Raw genomic sequence first — 21,382 nt, forward strand, 5'->3', positions numbered from 1 at the left:
ACGGCGGATTCATCATCCAGTGCGGAGCCAGTCCTTGCCGTTGAGGATTTCTGTGGCGCGTGGGGTGGGGTCGAGGTCGGCCTGGTCGCGGAGGGCGTCGGTGAGGATGCGGCGGGCGGAGGTGGTGTGTCCTTCGTGGACCATGATGCCGGCGAGGTCGAGTCGGGCGGTTTCGGAGTCGGGGTCGGCTTGGAGGGCGGTGGTGACGGCTCGTTTGGCGGCTTCGATGTCTCCGGTGTGGAGGTGGTGGGTGACGAGGATGTGGGCGACGTCGGTGATGGCGCAGGTGAGGTGTTGGTCGGTGCGGTCGCCGTCGATGAGCCAGGTCCAGCCGGCGGGGCGGAGTTGGTCGAAGGGTCGGCCGGTGACGAGTTGGAGGGCTGCTTCGAGGTCTTCGATGCCGTCGCGGCCTGCGGCGGTGCCGCGGGCGCGGAGGCGGCGGAAGAGGTCGGCGTCGATGAGGAGGTCGTCGACGAGGTAGAGGCCGACGCCTCTGGCTTTGGCTTGGGGGGAGTTCTTGGCGTCGGGGATGTGTGGCTGTCGGGTTCGGGGGTTGGTTCCGAGCCATTGGCGTAGGTCGGACATGACGGTGCGGGCTCGTTCGACGGTGGTGCCGAGCGCGTCGGCGACCTGGTCGCCGGTCACACCGTGGGGGTGCAGCGCTAGGTAGGTGAGGGCTTCGGTGTAGTAGGCCTTGCGTTTCGTGACTGGTTTGCCGTGGCAGCGGGCCGTGACGGGACCGAGGAGGGCGAGTCGCGGGTAGGGGCAGTGTGGGGAGAACCAGGCTCGCACGTCGGCGTCGAGGCCAGGGTCCCGGTCTTGCAGGGCTGCTGCTGTGGTCTCAGGCGTGCGGGGGGCGAGGATCGTGAGGTCGTCGGTGGTGACGACGGCGGTGTCGATGTAGGAGTCGTCTGGTTCGGGGAGGACGGGTTCGACGGTGCCGGGGGCGGTGTGGTGGCGGGGGGTGCGGTGTTCGGGGAGGAGGTTGCCGGTGACGTCGACCAGCTCGTCGGCGGGCTGGGGATCGGTGTCGTGGTCGGTGTCGGCTGCGGCGAGGAGGTCGGCGCAGCCGGCGGCTTCGTCTTCGGTGAGGCCGACTGCGGTGAGTTCGAACCCGGGTGCGGTGAGGCGGCCCGCGGTGGTGAGGGTCCAGTCCCCTCGGGTGGGGTGGAGGGTGATGAGCGCGGTGCCGGTCTGCTGGGGGTGGTCGGCGATCAGATCGTCGAGGGTGTCGAGGGTGTCGGGCTGGTCGGTGATCACGGCTCCGGCTGTCCAGGTGTCGTCGCCGACCTGCTGGGCTCTGCCCACGGCGGCGGTCACGTCGGCGTCGGTGGCACGGCAGGCGTTGGTGCGGGCGATGGTGAGGATTTCGTCGGGGTGGGCGTCGAGGCGTGCGGGGCACATGCCGATGACGTGGGCGGCTGGGCCGTGGCAGGCGATGCGGACCTGTTCGGACCAGGGGTTGACGGCGAGTTCGGCCGCGAGGTAGCGGGCGAAGTCGGCGCTCATCACGGGGTCGCCGGTGATGCTGATGGTGCCGGCCTGGTCGAGGTTGTAGAGCACGACGCGGTCGTGGGCGTCGGCGCCGATGGTGACCAGCAGCGGCCACGGGCTGGGCCGATCCGCGATCTGGTCGCCGATCGCCTCCACGGGAACGGTGTTGGGCAGCAGCCAATGGTCCCCAGCCTTGGTCCACGGCGTTTCGAGGTGGGTGGGGCTGTAGAGGTGGAGGGTGCCGTCGCGGGCTACGGCGATGGCGGTGATGGTGGTGTGGGGGTCGAGGCGGCGCAGTACCTGGTCGAGCCGGGCGACGAGGCGGGAGGACAGTCCGGTCGCGAGGCGGGCGGTCTGCTCGATGGTCGCCACGGCCGGGCTGGGGTTGGCGATCATGCGGCCGGGGCGTCGGGTGCGGAACTGCTCACGGCGACGCGCAGCGAGGGCGGCACCGACGCCGACACCCAGGAAGGTGCCGGCGCCCAACAACCCGGCCACCTCCCACACGAACCGGGGAACCTCGACCTGCTCGGCATCGTCGGCGACCTCCGCTGCGGCGGCGTCGGCCCGCAACGGTGTCACCGGCGCAACGCTCGGCGCCGCGGTCGACGGCAGTGCCGCGGGCGGCGAGGCTTCCGCAGTGACTCTCGTCGGGGTCGGTGCGGCGGACGGCTGCGGTTGTGGTGCTACGGGCGGGGTGGCGGCTGTGTCGTCGGTGTCGGCGGGAAGGAGCGCGGTGCTGGCCGCGTCGTCGGCGGCAGCTGGACTGCTCGGCGGGTCTGCTGCGGGGGCCGCGTGGCTGGTGTCGGGGAGGGTGAGGGTCCAGCCGATGTCGATCTGGTCGGGGTCCTCGAGGGTGTAGCCACTGGGCTGTGGGATGCCTTTGTTAGCGTCGTAGAGCTCTGGCCAGCGGTGGGGGTCGCCGAGGTGTTCGTCAGCCAGATCCCACAGGGTGTCGCCCTTCTCGACGGTGACCGTAGCCGCCTCCACCGCCGCAGGGGTTGCGGGTGGGGCGGGTCGGACGGCCCGGGTCGGTTGCACGCTCGAGGCCGCGGCGGCGGGGCCGGCGAGTGGGGTGGCTGGCTGGTGGGGTTCGGCGGCGACGGTGTGCGGGGCGGCGATGAACGCGGCCGCGGCGGCGACCACCAATGCCCGCGCCAGGCCCTGGGGCACGGTGGCGGCGGGCAGTCTGGGTGCTTTGACGCCGCGCAGCAGGGCGACGGCCTCGACGGCGATCAGTGCGGTGAGCCACGCCCACAGGAGCCAGGCTGCGGCCCAGACGAGGACGAGGAGGAAGCGGCCGCTGTCTGGGGACAGCAGCATCGACGCGAGCCTGTCCCAGGAGGGCAGGAAGCCTGGTAGTTGTGCGAGTTGGAGCAGGAGCCAGGGGGTGCCGAGGATGATGGCGGCGATCGCGGCGATCGCGGCGAGGCTGCGCAGGATGCGGGTCATTGCTCGGTGCCTCCGAGGACGGACTTGACGGTCGCGGTGCCGGTCTCGTCGACGCGCAGCGTGGTGATGCCGATGATGGAGAGGAACTGGCAGGTGTAGTGGCCGGTGGCGGTGACGGTGATCGTGTCCCCGCCGCGGATGCTGGTGGTGCCGGTGTAGGGGGAGGCGGCGACGTAGGCGTTCGCGGCGGTGATCGCTGCGTGGATGTCGGGGCGGGCCCTGCCGGTGGCGAGGGTGAGGTGTTGGCCGCCGGCGCGGGCGGCCTCGTCGGCGACGGCGCTGGCGTCCTGGGAGGCGCCGGCGTGGCCGGCGAAGTCGACCCCGATCCCGATGATCACGATGAACGCCACCAGCGCCACCGATACCCACACCGACACCATGCCCCGCTCCCCACCACTCGGATACCTGGTGGAACCCGGTCGGGGGCGGGCTGGGGCGTGGCGGGGGGTCATCGTCTGCTCCGATACGTGTCCACCGGTGAGGACTTGGTGGCGGTCAGGGTGCGGGTGGCGGGGAAGCCGGGCAGTCCGACACCGAAATCGACGGTGCAGGAAACGGTCACCGACACCGTGGCCGGGGTACCCAGCGGGGCCCGCAGCCCGGCTGTGTTCACCGTCACCGACGAGCTGCGGCAGGTGGTTCCCGACTCGACCAGTGTCGAGGCGGCCACCGCCCGGGCCGAACTCGTCGCCGTGGCGGCGTCTCGTTCGATGGAGGCGGCGCGGGCGGCCTGGGAGGCGGCAGAGGTGACCGTCATCTGGGCCAGCGCCTGGGTGGCCAGCACGATCAACAGCCCGACGATGCCGAGCAGGACGGGCAGGATGATCGCCGTCTCGACGGCCACCATCATCCCCCGCTGATCCTCGGACCTCGTCATGGCAGATCAGCCCCCGGTGACGACGTTGACGACCTGGACCTCGGCGATCCGCAGGGTCGCGGTGTCGTCGAGCTGCGGCGTGATGGTGCCGCTCTGGCCGATGCCGGACCAGTTCACCACCCAGTGCGTGGTGGCGGTGACGGTGTACTCGCCGTCCTTGGCATACATGTGGCCGCAGTCCGGGGACGGTTCGTTGTGGACCCAGATCGACCGCCACGGCTTCCCCAACCCGCACGTCACTTCGGTGCCGTCGCCCATGTCCCACACCACCTTCGCCACCTGGCCGGTGGCGGTCACGGTGTAACCGGCCTCAGACACCGACTTGGTGATCGGCCCCCACGTCGAAGGTGACGGGTTCGACACCCACATCCACGCGTTCCACCCTACGTAGCCCAGATCCTGGGGTGCGCGTTCGGCCTGCTCCGGGAAGGTGCCCATCCGGATCGCGGCGAGCTGCATCCGTTCCACCGCCCGCCGCGCGAGGACCGCCGGATCCGGCGGGGCCGGCAGCGCCAGAGCGGCCACCCAGATGTCCCACGTCGTGGCCCAGCCACCCTCGACACCGTTGAGGCACTCCACGATCGAGCCATCCGTGCGGCCGTTCCAGATCGCATCAGTCAACGGCGGCTGGGCAGCCTTCACGCGGGCATAGCACTGCAGATCCGGCCGCCACGCAAGCCCCCACTGAAAACATGGCACCTCCGCACCCATCGCCGTGTAGCAACCCGACGGCGCCGACCCACCACCTCCACTCCCCTGCCCACGACCCCCGCCACCAGACGAGCCAGGAACCTGGACAGTCACCACGATCGTCTTGTAGTCGTCGAGCACGGCACCGCCGGATCCTTCTGCCGTCGCCGGCGGAGCTGAGATCCCGAGCATCACCACCCCGAGAGTCACGCCACTCAGCCAGAGGCGCTTCAGCATGATTCGACCGCTTCGCTCTGGCCGCCGGAGATCCGCCAATTGGTGCCAACCTCGATGACGTCCCACCGGTAGGAGATGAGACCCCTTTGACCTGGTTCGAGCACGGAGATGCCTTCTGCGTTGACGAGGTCGCTTTGACTGCTGTCGCCGCAGACGTGGACTTCAATCGAGCGCACTCCCTCAACCTCTACGACCGGCCCAACGCCCTTGTACAGGTAGGTGTTCTCACCGACCTGGACGACGCCATCGTTTCTGTAGTTGTTGATTAGCTCCGCGACTGCGGAGGTGAAGGTGCCGGTGGTGACGTCCGCGATCGGCTGGAAGTCTGCGTCTGGGTTGCTCCGCAGCTCGTTGAGGGCGCGGAAGTACTCCACCACGACGGCCTGGGCGGCCTCCTGCTCGGGTGTCAGGGTGCTGGTGGGTGACGGTGACGCGCTCGGTGAAGGGCTTGGCGACGGGGTGATCGAGGGGGTCGCGGCTGGCGTGCTGACCACGGGGGACGGAGTGTCCGTCGGTTCCGGGGTGCAGCCGCCGAGCAGGAGCAGCGCGGCGAGGGCGGCGGGTGCGAGTCGCTTGATCATCTCTTCGTCTCCGTCAGGATGGGGTGAGTCGTTGGGTGGGTGCGGTGGCTGTCACGTCGATGGTGACAGGGAAGCCGGGGATCACGCGCAGGGCCGTGCCGGTGACGGTGACTGTGGTCAGTCTGGCGGCTCGGTGGGTGGTGACCTGGATGGTGTCGAGGGATCCGTTGCCGGCCGCGGCTGCGGCGGCGGCTTGTCCGTGGGCTGGGGTGGCGTTGAGGGCGGCGGCGGCTCTGGCTCCGTCCTGGGCGGCGGCGTGGGCGGTGGCTTGGGCCCAGCTGAGCATGGCCCACTGCATCTCTAGCCACAGGGCGCTGAGGACGAGCGGGAAGAGGATGGTGGCCAGGACGCTGGAGCTGAGGCCCCGCTGGTCCTGGTCAGGAGGGGAGGTTGGCCTGCACATATGCGGTGATGGCGGAGATGATCAGCACAGCGATCCCGACGGCGCCGGCCAGCAGGATCGCGTTCTCGGTGGACTGGGACAGACCCCGCTCATCTGTGACGCGCGGCTGCTGGAGGGTGTGGAGGGTTGCGGTGAGGTAGCTGTAGAGAGCAAGCATCGGGGTTTTCCTTTCGTGTCAGATCATGCGGAGGACGGCGGGGACGACGAGGGTGACGGCCAGGACGAGGACGAGGCCGGCGACGGGGACGGCGATGCGTTCGCCGGCGGCGTTGGCGCGGCTGATTTGGGCGTTGAGGGTGGCGTTCCGCATCGCTGCGGCGCGGGCTCGCAGGGAGTCGTAGACGCGTGTGCCGTCGGAGCCGCCCAGGCGCATGATGTCGGCCAGGTCGATCAGGTCGGGCAGGTCGTAGTGGGCGCCGAGGTCCGCCAGCGCGTCCCACGGGTTCTGGCCGGTGTACTGGGTGCGGCGCAGTGTGGTGGCGAGGCGTTGGAACACCCACGAGTCGCCGGTGTCCGCGGCGCGGATCAGGGCTTGGGGGACGGTGGCGCCGGAGAGCCGCTCGAGGGCCACCATCTCGACGAACGCCCCCAACGCATAGGAGAACTCTTCGCGGGCTTTGGTGGCCTGGTCACGGAGCTCGTTGTTGGGCAGGAACCACATCACCAGCGCGAAGCCGAGCGACCCGAGGACCGGGACTGCGATCGGGATGGGCAGACCCACCAGCATCGTCACCACCGAGATGACCGGGACGAGGAGGAGGCCGAGGAGCCCGGAGATCAGTTTCGAGCCGTAGAACGCGGCGCGGGTGCGGCCCAACAGGGCCAGGTCCTTCTCCGGCGCGGTGCCCCACACGACCGCGGGAAGGTGCTGTTCGGCCCACCGGCCGAGGCGAACCTCGGAATCGACCGTCCCCACCACCGGATGCGACCCCAGGGGGGTGGCCTGCAGGCGGCCGATGGCGTCCTTCAGATGGACCGGGGCCGGGATCAGGCCCGCGACGATCATCACCACCCCGGCCGTCAACAGCGCCCCGGACAGCATGGCCAGCTGGAGGCCGGTCATCGCCCGCCCCCCGGCTGGCGGCTGCCGTCGCCGATGAAGCGCGGCAGGGGTTTGGCGGCCGAGATGCGTCCCATCCACACCAACGCCAACAGATACATGCCCATCAGGACGGTCAGGAGGACCTGTCCCAGGGGGGTGCGGTAGGGCTCGACGTAGCTGCCGGCCAGGAACAGCCCGCCCAGCAGGAGCGCGGAGATGACGGTGATCATGCGGGCGGCGGTGCGGGCCTTCTGCTGCTCGGACTCCACCTGCCGGCGGGCCCGGACATCCGCATCGATCGACTCTGCGAGACCGGACATGGCCGAGGCCACGCCCGGGCCGCGACGCTCGGCCGCCAGCAGCAGCGTGGCGACGAACAGGTCCCCGGTCGCATCATCGAGCTCGTCGGCAAACGACCTGAGCGCGGTGCCGGTGGCCACGCTCGCCCGGACCCTCGCGGCCAGTCTGCCGATTTCGGGAGCCAAGGCGGTGGGGGCGGAGCGGGCGGCGTGGAGGATGGCCTGCTCCAGGCCCCGGCCCGCGGTCAGGACGCCGCCCAGGCCGCGGGCGAAGTCCGCCAGCGCGTTGAGGCGCTCGATCCGATTCTTCGCCCGTCCCTTGACCACCCGAAACACCATCACCGACACCGCCGGCACCAGGATGAGCGCGACGAGCCAGCCGGTCACCCCAGCCACCACCGCTCCCGCGGCCAGCCCGGCCACAGCCACGGTCCGCGCCGTGGACCAGGGCTGTGTGCGGCGGGTGCGGGGCGGTTTCGCCGGCATGACCGGCTGGGGGGTGAGAGCGTAGATCAGGCCGAGGATGCCGGCGACGATCAACGCGCCCGACAGGGCTGCCGCGAGCATCATTGGCGGATTCCCTTCTCGGCGTTGAAGCCGGCCAGGTCGAAGCCGTGGCGCTCGAGGGTCCGGAACCGCGGTGGCAGGATCTGCGCGGTGGCGCGGTGGCTGCCCGGCTCGGCGGCGAAGATCGTGGTCGTGGCATAGCCTTTGGCGTCCTCGCCGGGTTCGACGGCGATGATCTCGCTCACCCAGCGGCGTTTCCGCCAGGTGCCATCCGGCTGAGGGACGGATTCGACCTGGAGTTGGACGATCACATCGATGTCCTCGGCGATCACGTTGAGGGCGTACTCGCGGGTGATGTTGGCTCCCTCCTGCGTCGCGCACGTCACGAGCTTGCGGATCGCGCCCTCCGCCGTGCGGGCGTGGGTGGTGGACATGGACCCGGAGCCGGACTGCATGCACTTGAACATGGTCACGATCTCCGAGCCGCGGACCTCACCCACGATCGTGTAACTCAAGTTCGCGCGCAGGGAGTCTTCGAGGGCCTCACGCACCGTGTACTCGCCGGCGCGTCGGCCGTTGAGGCCGATCTCTCCGGAGCCGGGGTTGGCCTGCCACTCATGGACCACCTGATGATCCCCGGTGTCCTTCAAGTACAGCTCGTACTCCGTCTCGATGGTGCCGATCTGCACATGTGAGGGCAGCTCGTGCGCCAACGCCCGCAGCATCGTGGTCTTGCCCGTGCCCTGATCCCCGGAGACGACCAGCGACATGCGGGACTGCACCACCGCCGACAAGAACGACGCCGCGACCGAGGAGAGGGAGCCGAGGGCGACGAGTTCGTGCAAGCCCGCGTCGACCAGGCGGTTGCGGCGGATGATCACCGTCGGCCGCGACGTGACCCACGCCGAGGCGAACAGCCGGGCCCGGCCCGGCAACGCGAGGTGCAGCTTCGTGGCCGCCTCGGAGAACTCGCGCGGTTTGGGTTGGTGGGCGGCCATGAAGGTCAGGTACTCGATCAGCTGCTCATCGCTGGACGCGACCGGGGGTGCGGGGACCAGTTCGCCGTCGCTGTTCTCGACCAGCACGTTGTCGAAGCCGGAGATGATCACGTTCTCCACCGCCTCGTCATCGAGATACGGCTGCAACCGGCCGAGGCGAAACACCGCGTCGAACAAGGCCTGCGCGAGTTCCTGCTGGTGGTCCAGGGTCCAGGTCAGCTGGCCGCGGACGGTGGAGGCGCGGGACTCCTCCTCCAGCACCGCCGCGATGATCTCCCGCCCCACCGCCTCCCGTGAGGCCTGGTCGGGGTCTCGTTCCGACAGTTCGGCCGAGACGCGTTCCCGGAGCGTGTCGACCAGATCCCAGTCGATCTCGCCGGAGATCCTGCGCTGGACCCGGGGCGCCGGCGCAGGCCGAGCCGACGACTCCCCTTGATCGATGCTGTGGGGTGTGGCGTGTCGGCGGGCGGGGGCCTCCCCGGGGAGCATGCGGAAGCCGCCGCGGGTGCGGCCCGCAGGTGGGTTGGGCTGGGTGAACAGGGCCAGGGTGCCCGGATCCAGATCGGCGGCGTCGCTCATCACGACACCTCCGACCACACCGACACAGCAGCAGCATGGAGTTCCTCGGCCGCCTGCCGATACGCCTTGCGGAGCTTCGCGCCGCGTTTGGGCTCCGGTGCGCCCAGGCTCAGCGTCTCGGCCTCTTCCGGCGCCCACGGCAGGGTCACGGCCACCTCCCGCTTGATCACGGAGGCCACCGCTCGCGTCGTGTAGGGACGGTTCGCCCCCACCAACAGCGCGCGCACCGGCACATCGGCGGGGATCTCCGCCGCAGACGCGCCGGCCACTGACGGCAGGTCGGAGCGCAGCACCAGCAGCACCTCGTCCGCCGCCCGCGCCAGCGGCGTCGCGAGATGGGTGTGGCCGAGGCGCCCCAGATCGATCAGGATGTCGACGCCGGCATGGGACAACCCCCGCAGTTGCGCGGCCAGCGCCGGCCACAGATCCGTCAAACCGCCGGCCTGCGCGGCGCCCGCGGGGCCGGGGATCAGGGAGGCAGTCTCCGAGACCCGCAGCGGCAACTCCCGCACCGCCGCCTCGAGGCCGCCCTGGCGGTGAGCCGACCACAGCTCCACCAAGGTGCCCGGATGCGCCACCGTGCCCCGATAGAACCCCGCCAGGATCGGTGAGCCGCCGACCGGGTCGGCGTCGACCAGCAGCACCTGATTCGGCCACCCCAACGCCAACCCCAGCGCGGTGGTCGTCACCCCCGGGGATCCGGCGGCCGAGGTCAGCGCGTAGACCGCCATCAGATGTCCCTCGAGTCCAACACCAGCGCCGCACGCCCCAACGCGGCAGCCGCCGCGGTCCGGGGGGCATCGGCCTCGGCGACATCCACCGACACCGACACCTGACCAGACGCCTCATCGCGCGCCGTGGCGACCACCACGGCCGGAATGACCACGTTGACCGTGCACCCCGCAGTAGCCGATGAGCCGTCCAGGGAATCGGTGGTTTCGCCGGCGGCGCAGGCGTAGGCGGGCTCGGTGAGGATCACCCGGACCCGGTCACCGACCTGCAGCGGGATCGCCGGCTCCGCCCCCGGCGGCAACGACAGCCCCACCACCGTGCGGCCCGTCGCCGGAACCATGACCTCCACCCCCGCCTCCGGGGACACCAGCGAGCCGGCCGCCACATCGTGCGCGGCACGCTTCCCCAGCAGCGCCGGCAACTCGGATGCTTCCAGGAACGACAACTGCTGATCCGGGGCGATCTGGACCGTGGTGAACATCTCCGCCGTCATCACCTGACCGCGCGCCACCGGCACCCGGGCCGCGACCGCCTCCACACTCGAGCCGGCCGAGAGGAACACCAACGCTCCCCCGGCCGCGCCAAGCAGGATCAACAGCCCGGCGAGCACCGCGAACAGCGGCCGCCGCTGCGTCCTGGCAGCCGCCACGATCGGCGGCCTCGACGCCGTCGGTTCATCTCCCACAAGATTCTGTTGCATGATCACACTCCCCCATAACCCGGAAACACTGGGCCGATAGCGTGAACCTATCTGCAACGTATTTTTGCCGCTAGTGTCTTTCGGTCATTTCGGGGAGGGTGGAGACGCCGTAGAGCTGCGCCAGCCGGTGCGCGTGGAGCGCCCGCGGCCGGTGAGCCCCCGACTCCCACCGCCGCACCGTGACAGCCGCAACTCCCAGCTCCGCAGCCACATCCTCGGGGGTCAAGCCACGACGCAGTCTAAGCGACCGCAGGGTCACCTCCCCTGGCTCCTCCAGGTCCGTGTCCAGCAGTAGACAGATCGCCGCCCACGTCGCCGGATGCGGTATCGCGCGTCCGTGCTCCCACGCCGCGACCCTCGTGCCGTCCGCCACCCCTAGCCGGGCCGCCAACTGCGCCTGGGTCAAACCAGCGGCCACCCTCGCCTCACGGAGCCGCTGTGCCACTGACATGCCCACATGATAAGGGCCTGAATCACCTCGACACCCCCGGCACGCCCCCAGGGCCACGCCTCTGGTGTCGATGCTCCGGCCGGGACGATACCGACACCGCCGGCGCCCCCTCCCCAGAAGCAGGCTGCAGAACCTGAGCGAGCTGCCGCAGCGTCACAGCGGCCGACGCCGGCGACGACTGACGGTCCTGCTGGGCGAGATAGCGCTCCTGCAGCAGCCGGGTACCCTCGCGGTCGTCACGGTGAACGGTGGACTGGGATGACCCCGCCTCCTCCCCGATGACAGCCAGCGTCTTGCGCTGTCCGGCCAGTCCCAGACGACCCGCCATCACCTCGCTCAGTCGCCCGGGCAGCCCGTCCACCAGCTGCGCCACGCGCTCGCGCTCCTCCCGGAGCAGCACCATCTCCTCGGGCGAGACACTGACCGGGCCCACCGTACGGTCCAGCCCGCTGGCGAAGTCCCCGATCCGGTCACTGACCACCTCCCGGCTCTGTGCCCGACGGTGGTTGCTGTCCCAGAACTCGTAGCCGGCCTCCCGGAACGCGAACGACCCCCACGTTGCGCGACGCGGGTCCCACCGGTCCACAATCTCCGCCATCCGCAACGACGCCTCCGCCACGTACTCCTCACGCGCATGGACAAGGGCCGGCGGGATCCTCCTGCTCCAGTGTCGTGCGGCCGCCACACCTGAGGCCACGATCGCCGCCCGCGCCAACCGGCCCCGCTCCACCAGGGCATCCAACTCGCCGGGCGAGGCTCCCGCCACCAGGTCCTGGGCCTCCGCGACACCCGACTGGGCCGCCGCGGCGATCACCCCAGCGTCACGTTGCCCCGCGAGCTCAACCAAGGCCGCGTGATCCTCGATCCTCGGCCGCTCCGGATCCGGCGACGAACCCCCCGACGCTCGCTCCAGCCGCGAGCGACTCGAGTCCGCAGTGAACACCACCGCCGGCCCCAAGCGACGCGTCGGGCGCTGCGTAGGCTCCGGTCGGAGCGCCGGGCGGGGTTCGACCTTCGTGGCGAGATCGCTGCGCGCCTCCAACGTGACCGCCGCGGACACCAGCGCCGAGTGCCGGCGCATGTCCGGTGGGGTCACCGCCATCGCGGCGGACAAGTTCCCGCCGAAGCCCGTGCCCAAGAACCCCAACAGCTTCTCGGGATCGCCAGTCTTGCGGGCCGCAAGTCTGACCGCCAGGGTCGCCCGACCGATGTCGCCCGGGACCGTCGCCTGCCGCGGCACCATCGAGCGCCACGCATCGTAGGCGTCCTCCCACGACAATCGGCTTGCCTCCACCGCCGCCTGCAGCCGCTCATGGCCCACCCCATCGGGAACCTCGAAGGCACCCATCAGATCAGCAGCTCGCCGCATCAACGCCCACTGCGTCCGGCACACCGCCAACGCCGTCGCGGGCGTCATCGACTCCACCGACGCGACCACCACCGAGCTCCACTCCCGCAACCCGCCCTCAAAGCCGTCCAGCCCAGGCGTGGACTGCAGCAGGCGCCGCTCCACCCCCGACAACAGCAACCGTGCAGCCGGATCCTCCACACCGGACGACGCAGCACGCGTCACATACAGCGCGACGAGCCGCACCTGCTGCCGATCCTGCCGCGTCAACCCCTCCCCCGGCTCACTATCAAGGCTAGGCAGCGCTGGAGCGACGACCTCGCGACGTTCGGGCTCGACCGCCAGGAGAGGGACCAGCGCCGATGCATGCCGCACCGCGGGATCCCTCCCATCCAGCAGCTCGTCGCAGCGGCGCATCGTCGCAGCCCAGGCCCCGATGTGGAGCGGGGACCCGCCCATCAGCACGGAGGCGTGTCGCACCGAGTCGTGGAACCTGGACATGTCAGGCCCTGCACAGTTCGAGACGCAACTCCAGGACGATCACCACGAGAACCAGCGCCTCGGTGCTCAGCTCGGACGGCTCCCACCGCATCACCACACGCTCGGCCTGCTCAAGACACCCCGCCACCGACGACGGCAACTCGACCGGTGACTCCGCAACGCCCGCGGCGAGGTCCGAGGCGATCGCGTGACCCGCAGCGATGTCGAGCGCGGCGGCGCCGGAAATCGACTCGTCCCGGACCATCAGGTCGCTGGCGTGATCCAGCAGGACAAACACTTCGTAGAAGCCATCAACCGACACAGGTCCTCCTCCAAGCGGGGCCGTGGAGACGTTCTCCATCAGCCTTGATCGCAATCGCGGACACGTGCCTGCCGATATCCACAGCCGCGACCCGGAAGCCTCACGCCTCCTACCCCTTGAACCCCAGCCACACCCGGCCAACGCGCGAGTGCCCACCTCACACGCAGCCGCTGCTCGCTGGGTCGCCTCGGGGGCATTCCGCCACGCGGTCCCGCACTTGGGGTTCATTGGGGGCACAGGAGGGGATGCCATTCCCACGCCGCCCGGAAGGAGCGCTGCCATGGCTCAGAGCGACCGTCATGAGGCCCGCGTCAGAGTGCGGAGCCAGCTCATCAAACGCCACGAGGCACTCATGGCCCGCGAGGCGAGGATCCGCGCAGAAGTGCTGGAAGCGGCTGCGGCCATCCTCACGCGCGACAGAGCCGTGCTGGAGGCAGAAGCTCGACTCGGCCAAGCCCTGGGGGCGCTGACATCCAATGAGGGAATGCCGGTCGATGAGGCGGCAGAGCTGTGCGGACTCCACGTCAAGGAAGCAAAGCGGGTACTCCGCATGCGCGGGGATGGCCCGAACCAGCAGGAACTGGCAGAAGAGGTGGCCCAATCATGAAGCGCGCCGTGCTTGACGTGGCGGAGCTCATCGGCAGCTACGGCCGATTCGTCTCATATCCCCAGGCGGCGGAGATCACGTCCTTGAGCGTCCGATCACTCAAGCGGGAAACCGCCGCCGGCAACCTGCCCTGTTACCGCTTGGGAAGCGCACGCGTCTTCCGGCTCAAGACAGAGGACGTCGCCACGTTGATTCAGCGCGTAGCCTGAGGCCCGTCGGCGCTGCGAATCGCCCCCGCAGGGTGACCCGCAGCGCCGACGTGGGGTCAGTGGTCGTGACGCTCCGCGCGAAACTTTCTGACCCTCAATCAGCAACACGGCAAGGCGGTGCTGCGTCGTGTCTCTGCGCAGGCACCGACGGAGGCTGACCGCGCGCGTCGGCCCGGGGTCGGCGGCCGAAGATGGCTATGCGGTGATCACGCCTACCGATGACCGCGATAAGCGCGCCAAGTACTTGGTCGCCGACGATCCCTGCGCGGCCAGGCGGGGGGACACGGCGACCGGGCAGTCAGCAGACGTGACACGAATCTGCCGATCGATGCCCGCGGATGCATCAGTGAGCTCGTCGGCAGCCCGAGGGGTTCCATCAACCACCGATCCGCTTGGGAGAAACGTCCTCTATTTGTCCTCTCCCGAAGAGGGAAATAGTAAAGCCCCTAGTCAGCTGGGGGTTTCATGGTGGGCCTAACTGGACTTGAAGCATGTAGGCCCACCAGGCACAGTTGCCGGACCATGACCGCGGAGTCCTGGAAACCTGGAGTCAGCCCTCAACCTTGCGGGAACGACGCAACGAGCAGCGGAGGGGAGCTGGCGATGTCGATCGGCCGTTCGATAACCCATCGAGTTCGATCGAAGGGCCCGCGCCCATCGACGCTCTCGGCGAGCATCACGCCCGATCCCCCGGCGAGCATACCTCCCCGAATCCTCCCCAACACGGGAAGAAATGAACAAAACCCCTTGTGAAAGGGGTTTTGTTTGGCTCCCCGGACTGGACTCGAACCAGTAACCCTTCGATTAACAGTCGAATGCTCTGCCAATTGAGCTACCAGGGATTGGTGGCATGCCACGCGAGAAAGAACGTTAGCAGATCGGTCCGGGACGTGCGAATCCGGGAGACACGGCCCGAAGGCACGTCAGAAGTACTCGGCCGCGAGCCTGTCGGTCTCCGCGACGACGGCGTCACGCGTCGCCGGATCCTCCAGGTCGGCGCCTCCTGAGGGCACGGCGTACCAGTGGAGCTTCGACTCCTCGCCAAGGCTGCGCCGGCCGACGATCTGCACCTGTCCCCTCGTGCCGTCCACCACGCTCTGGACGACGGTGGAGGCCTGCACCCGCTCCTGGAACAGCTCAGGCAGGCGGCCCGCGTCGCTGAGCCGGGCCTCGAACCGCTCGCCCTCGACCGTCCGCCAGCGGAAGGTGTTGGACTCGCCCACCCAGGAGCCGCTGCCGATCTCCTCCCAGCCCCACACCCGCCAGGTGTCCCCGATCAGGCGGGCCAGGGCGGAGCGTGTGCCCACCAGCACCACCCCCTCCCCCACGCCGTGTGCCAGCACATCCGCGCGGTGCCCAAGGGCCTCGTTCAGCCCTTCGTGTACGGCCGGGTCAAGACGGTTGAACAGTTCCATGCCCCCATTGTGCTCCGTGTGGATAAGAAGTGTTGTCCGTCTGGACTTGTCCACAGTCTGCTGCCGGCCCCTGGCCCCGGACATCGCCCAGGGGCAAGGCTGGGCCCATGGATCTCAACGAGTTGCGGCTCCCCGACGCCTGGTTCGGCCCCGGGGAGGACCTCGCCTGCGCGAAGGTCGTCGAGGCCGGTCTGTACGCGGCGCACCTGCTGGACCTGCACGGGCCGGACCCGGAGCTGACCCGCCTCGTCGCAGCCGCGGCTGAGGCCACGGACCGCTTCTGGGCCGTCGGGCTGAAGGTGGCCATGCAGCAGGCCCGGCGCCTCGCGGTCGCCTACGACCTCCCCTCCGAGGACCTCTTCCAGGACGGGTGCGTCGCAGTTGCGGAGGCGATCGAACGCTTCGACTTCACCCGGGGCGTCAGGTTCACCACGTTCGTCTTCGAGGGAGTGGCCCGTATGCTGGCCGAGGGGGCCAGGCACCGGATGGGTCGTCCCACGGCGTCGCGGGCCGACCGCCGGGCGGCCCGGCTGGCCGGTGCGGAGCGGGACCGCGAGGCCGCGGCCGGCAACAGCATCGATATCGCCCGAGCGGCGGCCGCGGTGGGGGTCTCCCCCACCGCCGCCGGCCGGGCGCTGGTTCGGATGATCAGCCTCGACGACGTCATCGCCGCGGACCCGTCGGCAGAGGCCGGGTTCGCCCGGGTGGACTCGCACGGGCTGGACTTCCTGAGCCTGCTCAGCGCCCGACACCGGCTGGTCCTCGAGCTCCGGTACGGGCTGTGGGGGGAGGCGCTCACCCTGGCGGAGACCGCACGTCGGATGAGCGCCTCACAGTCCACGGTTCACCGGTGGGAGGGGGAGGCCATCGCTGCCGCCCGGGACCTCCTCGCTGGCGAACGGACCACGCGGGTCAGTGCGAGATCGCCTCGCCTGCCCCCGCCCCGGTCATGGAGCGCACCTCCATCTCCACCGCGAACTCCTCATCGCCCCGCTCGGGTGAGGTGACCGTGCCCAACCAGCCGGCCAGGAACGCCAGCGGCACGCTGACCAGCGCCGGGTTGTCCAGCGGGAACCAGGCGAAGTTCACGGCCTCACCCATCATGGACGTCTTCGATCCCGAGATGGCCGGGGAGAACACGATGAGCAGGACGGCCGAGATCAGCCCGGTGTAAATGGACCACACCGATCCGCGGGTGTTGAACCGCTTCCAGTAGAGCGTGTACAGGATCGACGGCAGGTTGGCCGAGGCCGCCACCGCGAACGCCAGCGAGATCAGGAAGGCGATGTTCTGGCCGTTTGCCGCGATGCCGCCGAGGATGGCCAGGACGCCGACCACGATGGAGGTGTACCGCGCCACCTTCACCTCCTGTGCCGGATCCGCCTTGCCGTCCTTGAGGATCGAGTTGTAGACGTCGTGCGCGAAGGACGCGGAGGCCGTGATCGTCAGGCCCGCCACCACGGCGAGGATGGTCGCGAACGCGACCCCGGAGATGACCCCCATGAAGATCTCGCCACCGAGGTTGAGCGCCAGGAGCGGCGCGGCCGAGTTCGCCCCACCCGGCGCGGCCAGGATGTTCTGCTGGCCCACGAGCTTCGCGGCTCCGAGGCCGAGGACCAGGGTGAACAGGAAGAACACGCCCACCAGGATGATCGCCCACACCGCCGACTTGCGGGCCTCCTTGGCGGTGGGCACGGTGTAGAACCGCATGAGCACGTGCGGGAGGCCGGACGGGCCAGCGATCAGGGCGAGCGACAGCGACAGGAAGGACAGCTTCGTCCAGTCGGTCGCGCCGTAGCGCCCCATCGGCTCCAGCAGGTCCTTGCCGGTTCCGGTGGTCGCGTCGAGAGCGGCCTGCTGGGCGGCCAGGGCCAACCCGTCGAGGTTGAAGCCGTTGCCCATCAGCACGAGGAAGGTCATGACCGCCGCGCCGCTCACGAGGAGCACCGCCTTGATCATCTGCACCCACGTGGTGCCCTTCATGCCCCCGATGAGGACGTAGACGATCATGAGGACGCCCACCAGGCCGATGACGAGGCTCTGCATGTTCCTGTCCGACACCCCCAGGAGCAGGGCCACCAGTCCACCGGCTCCGGCCATCTGCGCGAGCAGGTACACGAAGGAGATGACGAGGGTGGAGGTGGCCGCCGCGGTGCGCACCGGCTTCTGGCTCATCCGGAAGCTGAGCACGTCGGCCATCGTGTACTTGCCGGTGTTGCGCATCGGCTCGGCGACGAGGTAGAGGGCGATGAGCAGCGCGACGAAGAATCCGACGGAGTAGAGCAGGCCGTCGTAGCCGTAGATGGCGATCGCGCCAGTCACTCCGAGGAAGGCGGCGGCCGAGAGGTAGTCGCCGGTGATGGCCAGGCCGTTCTGGCGGCCGGAGAACTTGGCGCCGCCCGTGTAGAAGTCTGACGCCTTGGTCTTCTGGCGGCTCACCGTGATCACGACCGCCAGCGTGGCCGCCACGAAGAGGGCGAAGACCGCGATGTTGATGACGGGGTTGCCGTACTGCGGGGTCTCGAGGAGCGTGATCATGCCGCACCCTCGTTCACGATGTGCGCCTTGATCGAGGCGGCCAGGGGATCGAGCCTCCGGTTGGCGTAGTTGACGTAGATGGCCGTCCAGATCCACACGACGGCGAACTGGAACAGGCCGAGCATGATGCCGGTGTTGAGACCCACCATGCCGAGGAAGGGCGAGGCCATGAAGTCCACGGCGTAGATGGAGAGCACCACGTAGACGAAGTAGGAGGTGAGCCCGGCGATCGTCATCGGAAAGGCGAAGCGCCGGAAGCTGTTGCGCAGCTCCCGGAACTCAGGGGTCTTGGCGATCTCGACGAACACTGCTCTGGAATCGACTGAATCCAACGGATCCACGGTACGGCCTTGGGACATGATTCTCCTGAAGGTCGGCGAGACCACAGTGTCTCGACGTGAAGATACTTTAAGCACGCGGGGCATGACAATGCAATCCCGGACTTTGTCAGTATCCGAGCGGCTGCGCCGACGGCGTCAGCCGAGGCCGACGGCGAGGAGCTCCTTGCGTCGCATCTCCAGTCCGGTCAGCTCCGCGAACTGGGCGCGGTGGCCGGAAGGGTCCTTGACCGGATCGGTCCGCTGGAGACGGGACTTCAGGTCCGCGATCTGTCGCGTCACCCGGGCCAGCCTCAACCGGGAGGTGTGCGCGAGGGAATAGGTCTCGTCAGCCTCCCGGAGCAGAGGCTCCACGATGAGAGCCACCAGCAGTTGCCGCACCAGATCCCCGGGCGCGGCGTCACGCAACCGCGCCGTCCACCCGTCGCCGTACTCGACGGTGGTGAGCAGCCGGAACACCGCGGCGTAGCCGGGGTGGGTGAAGTCCGCCTCCTCCACCGCGTTCCAGGCCGCGTCGAAGGTGGTGGGGTGCTGCAGCATGAGCTTCAGCGTGTCCCGCTCCAGGCGCAGCGCCGGGTCGTCGGGGTTGGGCCATGCGGGATCCGGCGCAGGGCGCTCGTGCGGATCGTCGGGGAGCGGCCCGTCGTGCGTGCCCCGGTGGCGGGCCCGAGCCGCCTCACGCCGGACGTCGTCGAGGTCCATGCCCAGCACGCCCGCCAGCTCGCGCAGGTACTGGTTGACCAGCGACTGGTCGCGGATCGATCCCACCAGTTCGGCGCCCTCGCGGGCCGCGGCAAGGCGTCCGTCGGCCCTGTCGAGGTCGTGGCTCTTCGCGATGTTGGCCATCACGAACCTGTAGAGCGGGATGCGCCGGGCCACCAGCTCCCGGACGGCCGCGTCACCCTGCTGAAGCCGCAGGTCGCACGGGTCCAGGCCGGTGGGTTCGACGGCGACGTAGGTCTGGGTGATGAAGTTCTGGTCCCCCTTGAACACCTTGAGCGCGGCGGCCTGGCCGGCCTTGTCGCCGTCGAAGGTGAAGATCACCTCACCGTGCAGCCCGTCGTGGGTGCCCATGAGACGCTGGAGGAGGCGGGCGTGATCGTCGCCGAACGCCGTGCCGCACGACGCGACAGCCGTCTCCACACCGGAGAGGTGGGCCGCCATCACGTCGGTGTAGCCCTCGACGATCACGGCCTGCGCCTTGCGGCCGATCTCTCGGCGCGCGAGGTCCAGCCCGTAGAGGACGTGCGACTTCTTGTACACCGGGGACTCGGGGGTGTTGATGTACTTGGCCGGCAGCCGGTCGTCGTCGTAGATCCTGCGGGCCCCGAAGCCCAGCACGGCCTGCGCCGAGTCCCGGATGGGCCACAGCACCCGTCCGACGAAGAAGTCCCGTCCGCCCTGGCGGGTGAGGCCGGCGGCCTGGAGCACCTCGTCGGAGAAGCCCGCCGCACGCAGCGTCTGCCTGAGCGCTCCCCCGTGCCGGGGCGCGTAGCCGATCCGGAAGCGCTCGGCCACCTCCCTGTCGAAACCCCTGCCGTGCAGGAACTGGCGGGCCTCGATGGCCTCCGCCGACTCGAGCTGGCGGGCGTAGAACTCCTGCGCGGCCTCGTTGGCCTCCAGTATCCGCCTGCGCTGGCCGGGGGCCTGGCCGGGTGTGCCGTCGTCCTCCACCCGCAGCACGAGGCCCGCGCGATCCGCCAACACCTGCACGGCCTCGGTGAAGGAGAGGTTCTGCTGCTTCTGCAGGAACGTGATGACATCCCCGCCCTCCCCGCAGCCGAAGCAGTAGTAGAACCCGCGGGAGGGGGTGACGGTGAACGACGGCGTCTTCTCGTCGTGGAACGGACACAGCCCCTTGAGGGAACCGCCGCCCGCGTTGCGGAGGGCGACGTAGCCGCCCACCACATCGTCGATCCGGCTGCGCTCACGGACGGCCGCGATGTCCTCGTCGTTGATCCGGCCCGCCACGGTGCCACTGTACCCGGGCCGCTCGGCAGGTGCGGAGTCAGGCGCCGCGGCCGATGCCCCGCGGGAGCTTCCGGGGGTCCCAGCCGAGCAGATGCCGGGCCTGCTCGAACGCGAAACGGTCTGTCATGCCGCCCACGTAGGTGACGACGCCGCGCAGCAGGTCGTCGCCGCGGTACTCGTGAGGCAGCGCGGCGGGCGTGGCCAGGTAGTACTCGACGAGATCCGTCAGCACGCGCACGACCGTGTGCGACTGGGCCACCGACTCGGGCCGGGTGTAGATGCGCTCGTAGTTGAACCGGCGCAACTCCCCGAGCGCCTCCGCCGTCGCCGGGTCCATGCCCACGACCCCCGTGGTCGAGGTCGTCGCGATGACGGCGGTGATGAACGTGGACAGCTGCCGGGTCCTGGTCACCCCCGCCACCTCCCGCACCACCGGCGGCAGGTCGGCGACGGCGACGATGCCGGCGGACACGGCGTCCTCCAGGTCGTGCGCGCAGTAGGCGATCCGGTCCGCCCAGGACACGATCTCCCCCTCGAGGGTGGCCGGGGCGGGCCGCGACCACGAGTGGTTGCGGATCCCGTCGAGGGTCTCGACCGTCAGGTTGAGGGGACGGAGCACCACGTCCGCGCCCCAGGGACCGTGGTCGTAGCCGCCCTCGATGAACTGGTCGAAGGCGTCCTCCGAGGCGTGGCCCCCCGGCCCGTGACCGCAGTCGTGGCCGAGCGCGATGGCGTCGACCAGGGTGACGTTGGCGCCGATGCCGCGCGCCATGGCCACGGCGGCCTGGGCCACCTCGACGGCGTGCGTCAGCCGGGTGCGCTGGTGGTCCGTGGGATAGACCACCACCTGCGTCTTGCCCGCGAGGCGGCGGAAGGCGGCCGAGTGCACGATCCGGTCCCGGTCCCGCTCGAAGCAGGTCCGGAACTCGTCCGGCTCCTCGGGCCGCTCCCGCTCCCCCGCACCGACCGCGTGGCTCGCCTCGGGGACCAGCGTCAGATGCTCCAGCGCCTCACGCTGCTCGCGCCGCCTCGGGTCCCGCGCCGAGGTGCGCGCCGACGACGTGGCGTGCGCGGTGATGACGCCCCGGCCGTGGCCCTGCATGGTGGAGGCC

General features: G+C 69.8%; 23 protein-coding genes and 1 tRNA gene. 3 read left to right on the forward strand and 21 right to left on the reverse strand.

Translation table 11 applies throughout. The features are described from left to right. Positions 1–12: 12 nt before the first annotated feature. The 15 genes from ACZK5D_RS07235 to ACZK5D_RS07305 all read right to left on the reverse strand — a co-directional run bounded on the left by ACZK5D_RS07235 (position 13) and on the right by ACZK5D_RS07305 (position 13,231). On the reverse strand, positions 13–2,946 hold the full coding sequence (locus ACZK5D_RS07235; protein WP_463664814.1) for an AfsR/SARP family transcriptional regulator: 2,934 nt from the start codon (positions 2,944–2,946) through the stop codon (positions 13–15). Continuing rightward, a complete protein-coding gene (locus ACZK5D_RS07240) occupies positions 2,943–3,326 on the reverse strand; it encodes a pilus assembly protein TadG-related protein (protein WP_463664815.1) in 384 nt (127 codons plus the stop codon). The genes ACZK5D_RS07235 and ACZK5D_RS07240 overlap by 4 nt, the downstream gene beginning before the upstream one ends. Positions 3,327–3,394: 68 nt before the next feature. Further along, entirely contained in the window at positions 3,395–3,823 is a 429-nt protein-coding gene (locus ACZK5D_RS07245) for a TadE/TadG family type IV pilus assembly protein (protein ID WP_463664816.1), read from the reverse strand. Positions 3,824–3,829: 6 nt separating this feature from the next. Then, the gene (locus ACZK5D_RS07250; RefSeq protein ID WP_463664817.1) at positions 3,830–4,465 is read right to left on the reverse strand and encodes a hypothetical protein; all 636 of its coding nucleotides are present in this window, start codon (positions 4,463–4,465) and stop codon (positions 3,830–3,832) included. Between the two features lie 278 nt (positions 4,466–4,743). Continuing rightward, positions 4,744–5,124 carry a hypothetical protein gene (locus ACZK5D_RS07255; protein WP_463664818.1) on the reverse strand — a complete coding sequence of 127 codons (381 nt, stop codon included), beginning with the start codon at positions 5,122–5,124 and terminating at the stop codon, positions 4,744–4,746. A 220-nt stretch (positions 5,125–5,344) separates the two neighbouring features. After that, on the reverse strand, positions 5,345–5,734 hold the full coding sequence (locus ACZK5D_RS07260) for a pilus assembly protein (protein ID WP_463664819.1): 390 nt from the start codon (positions 5,732–5,734) through the stop codon (positions 5,345–5,347). Continuing rightward, positions 5,709–5,891 (reverse strand): hypothetical protein, encoded by a 183-nt coding sequence (locus ACZK5D_RS07265; RefSeq protein ID WP_463664820.1) that lies wholly within the window; start codon positions 5,889–5,891, stop codon positions 5,709–5,711. The genes ACZK5D_RS07260 and ACZK5D_RS07265 overlap by 26 nt, the downstream gene beginning before the upstream one ends. Before the next feature lie 18 nt (positions 5,892–5,909). Then, entirely contained in the window at positions 5,910–6,797 is an 888-nt protein-coding gene (locus ACZK5D_RS07270; protein ID WP_463664821.1) for a type II secretion system F family protein, read from the reverse strand. Then, a complete protein-coding gene (locus tag ACZK5D_RS07275; RefSeq protein WP_463664822.1) occupies positions 6,794–7,645 on the reverse strand; it encodes a type II secretion system F family protein in 852 nt (283 codons plus the stop codon). The genes ACZK5D_RS07270 and ACZK5D_RS07275 overlap by 4 nt, the downstream gene beginning before the upstream one ends. Further along, entirely contained in the window at positions 7,642–9,159 is a 1,518-nt protein-coding gene (locus tag ACZK5D_RS07280; RefSeq protein ID WP_463664823.1) for a TadA family conjugal transfer-associated ATPase, read from the reverse strand. Before ACZK5D_RS07280 ends, ACZK5D_RS07275 begins: the two co-directional genes overlap by 4 nt. Continuing rightward, positions 9,159–9,890 carry a CpaE/TadZ family protein gene (locus ACZK5D_RS07285; protein ID WP_463664824.1) on the reverse strand — a complete coding sequence of 244 codons (732 nt, stop codon included), beginning with the start codon at positions 9,888–9,890 and terminating at the stop codon, positions 9,159–9,161. Before ACZK5D_RS07285 ends, ACZK5D_RS07280 begins: the two co-directional genes overlap by 1 nt. Continuing rightward, positions 9,890–10,591 carry an SAF domain-containing protein gene (locus ACZK5D_RS07290; RefSeq protein ID WP_463664825.1) on the reverse strand — a complete coding sequence of 234 codons (702 nt, stop codon included), beginning with the start codon at positions 10,589–10,591 and terminating at the stop codon, positions 9,890–9,892. The genes ACZK5D_RS07285 and ACZK5D_RS07290 overlap by 1 nt, the downstream gene beginning before the upstream one ends. A 70-nt stretch (positions 10,592–10,661) precedes the next feature. Further along, complete coding sequence (locus ACZK5D_RS07295) at positions 10,662–11,042, reverse strand: helix-turn-helix domain-containing protein (RefSeq protein WP_463664826.1); 381 nt, start codon at positions 11,040–11,042, stop codon at positions 10,662–10,664. Positions 11,043–11,064: 22 nt separating this feature from the next. Then, the gene (locus ACZK5D_RS07300) at positions 11,065–12,891 is read right to left on the reverse strand and encodes a hypothetical protein (RefSeq protein WP_463664827.1); all 1,827 of its coding nucleotides are present in this window, start codon (positions 12,889–12,891) and stop codon (positions 11,065–11,067) included. 1 nt (position 12,892) lies between these two features. Next, positions 12,893–13,231, reverse strand: coding sequence for a hypothetical protein (locus tag ACZK5D_RS07305; RefSeq protein ID WP_463664828.1), 339 nt, complete (start codon positions 13,229–13,231; stop codon positions 12,893–12,895). A 241-nt stretch (positions 13,232–13,472) separates the two neighbouring features. Here ACZK5D_RS07305 and ACZK5D_RS07310 point away from each other — a divergent pair, with 241 nt between their 5' ends. Further along, positions 13,473–13,799 (forward strand): hypothetical protein, encoded by a 327-nt coding sequence (locus ACZK5D_RS07310; protein ID WP_463664829.1) that lies wholly within the window; start codon positions 13,473–13,475, stop codon positions 13,797–13,799. Continuing rightward, on the forward strand, positions 13,796–14,008 hold the full coding sequence (locus ACZK5D_RS07315) for a hypothetical protein (RefSeq protein WP_073187645.1): 213 nt from the start codon (positions 13,796–13,798) through the stop codon (positions 14,006–14,008). Before ACZK5D_RS07310 ends, ACZK5D_RS07315 begins: the two co-directional genes overlap by 4 nt. Positions 14,009–14,774: 766 nt before the next feature. Here ACZK5D_RS07315 and ACZK5D_RS07320 read toward each other — a convergent pair. Next, positions 14,775–14,850, reverse strand: a tRNA-Asn gene (locus ACZK5D_RS07320). Positions 14,851–14,931: 81 nt separating this feature from the next. Continuing rightward, positions 14,932–15,423, reverse strand: coding sequence for a hypothetical protein (locus tag ACZK5D_RS07325; RefSeq protein ID WP_458994124.1), 492 nt, complete (start codon positions 15,421–15,423; stop codon positions 14,932–14,934). A 107-nt stretch (positions 15,424–15,530) separates the two neighbouring features. Between ACZK5D_RS07325 and ACZK5D_RS07330 the strand changes: the two genes are divergently transcribed. Continuing rightward, entirely contained in the window at positions 15,531–16,430 is a 900-nt protein-coding gene (locus ACZK5D_RS07330; protein ID WP_463664830.1) for a sigma-70 family RNA polymerase sigma factor, read from the forward strand. Here ACZK5D_RS07330 and ACZK5D_RS07335 read toward each other — a convergent pair. From ACZK5D_RS07335 to ACZK5D_RS07350, 4 genes are all read right to left on the reverse strand, one after another. Continuing rightward, positions 16,336–17,961, reverse strand: a complete 1,626-nt coding sequence (locus ACZK5D_RS07335; RefSeq protein ID WP_463664831.1) for a monocarboxylic acid transporter — start codon at positions 17,959–17,961, stop codon at positions 16,336–16,338. The two genes, ACZK5D_RS07330 and ACZK5D_RS07335, sit on opposite strands and share 95 nt — an antisense overlap. After that, complete coding sequence (locus tag ACZK5D_RS07340) at positions 17,958–18,293, reverse strand: DUF485 domain-containing protein (RefSeq protein WP_463664832.1); 336 nt, start codon at positions 18,291–18,293, stop codon at positions 17,958–17,960. The genes ACZK5D_RS07335 and ACZK5D_RS07340 overlap by 4 nt, the downstream gene beginning before the upstream one ends. Before the next feature lie 144 nt (positions 18,294–18,437). After that, complete coding sequence (dnaG, locus tag ACZK5D_RS07345) at positions 18,438–20,270, reverse strand: DNA primase (RefSeq protein ID WP_458994128.1); 1,833 nt, start codon at positions 20,268–20,270, stop codon at positions 18,438–18,440. 37 nt (positions 20,271–20,307) lie between these two features. After that, the gene (locus tag ACZK5D_RS07350; RefSeq protein ID WP_463664996.1) at positions 20,308–21,372 is read right to left on the reverse strand and encodes an HD domain-containing protein; all 1,065 of its coding nucleotides are present in this window, start codon (positions 21,370–21,372) and stop codon (positions 20,308–20,310) included. Positions 21,373–21,382: the final 10 nt, after the last annotated feature.

This window comes from Tessaracoccus yangjingae, from assembly GCF_055326235.1.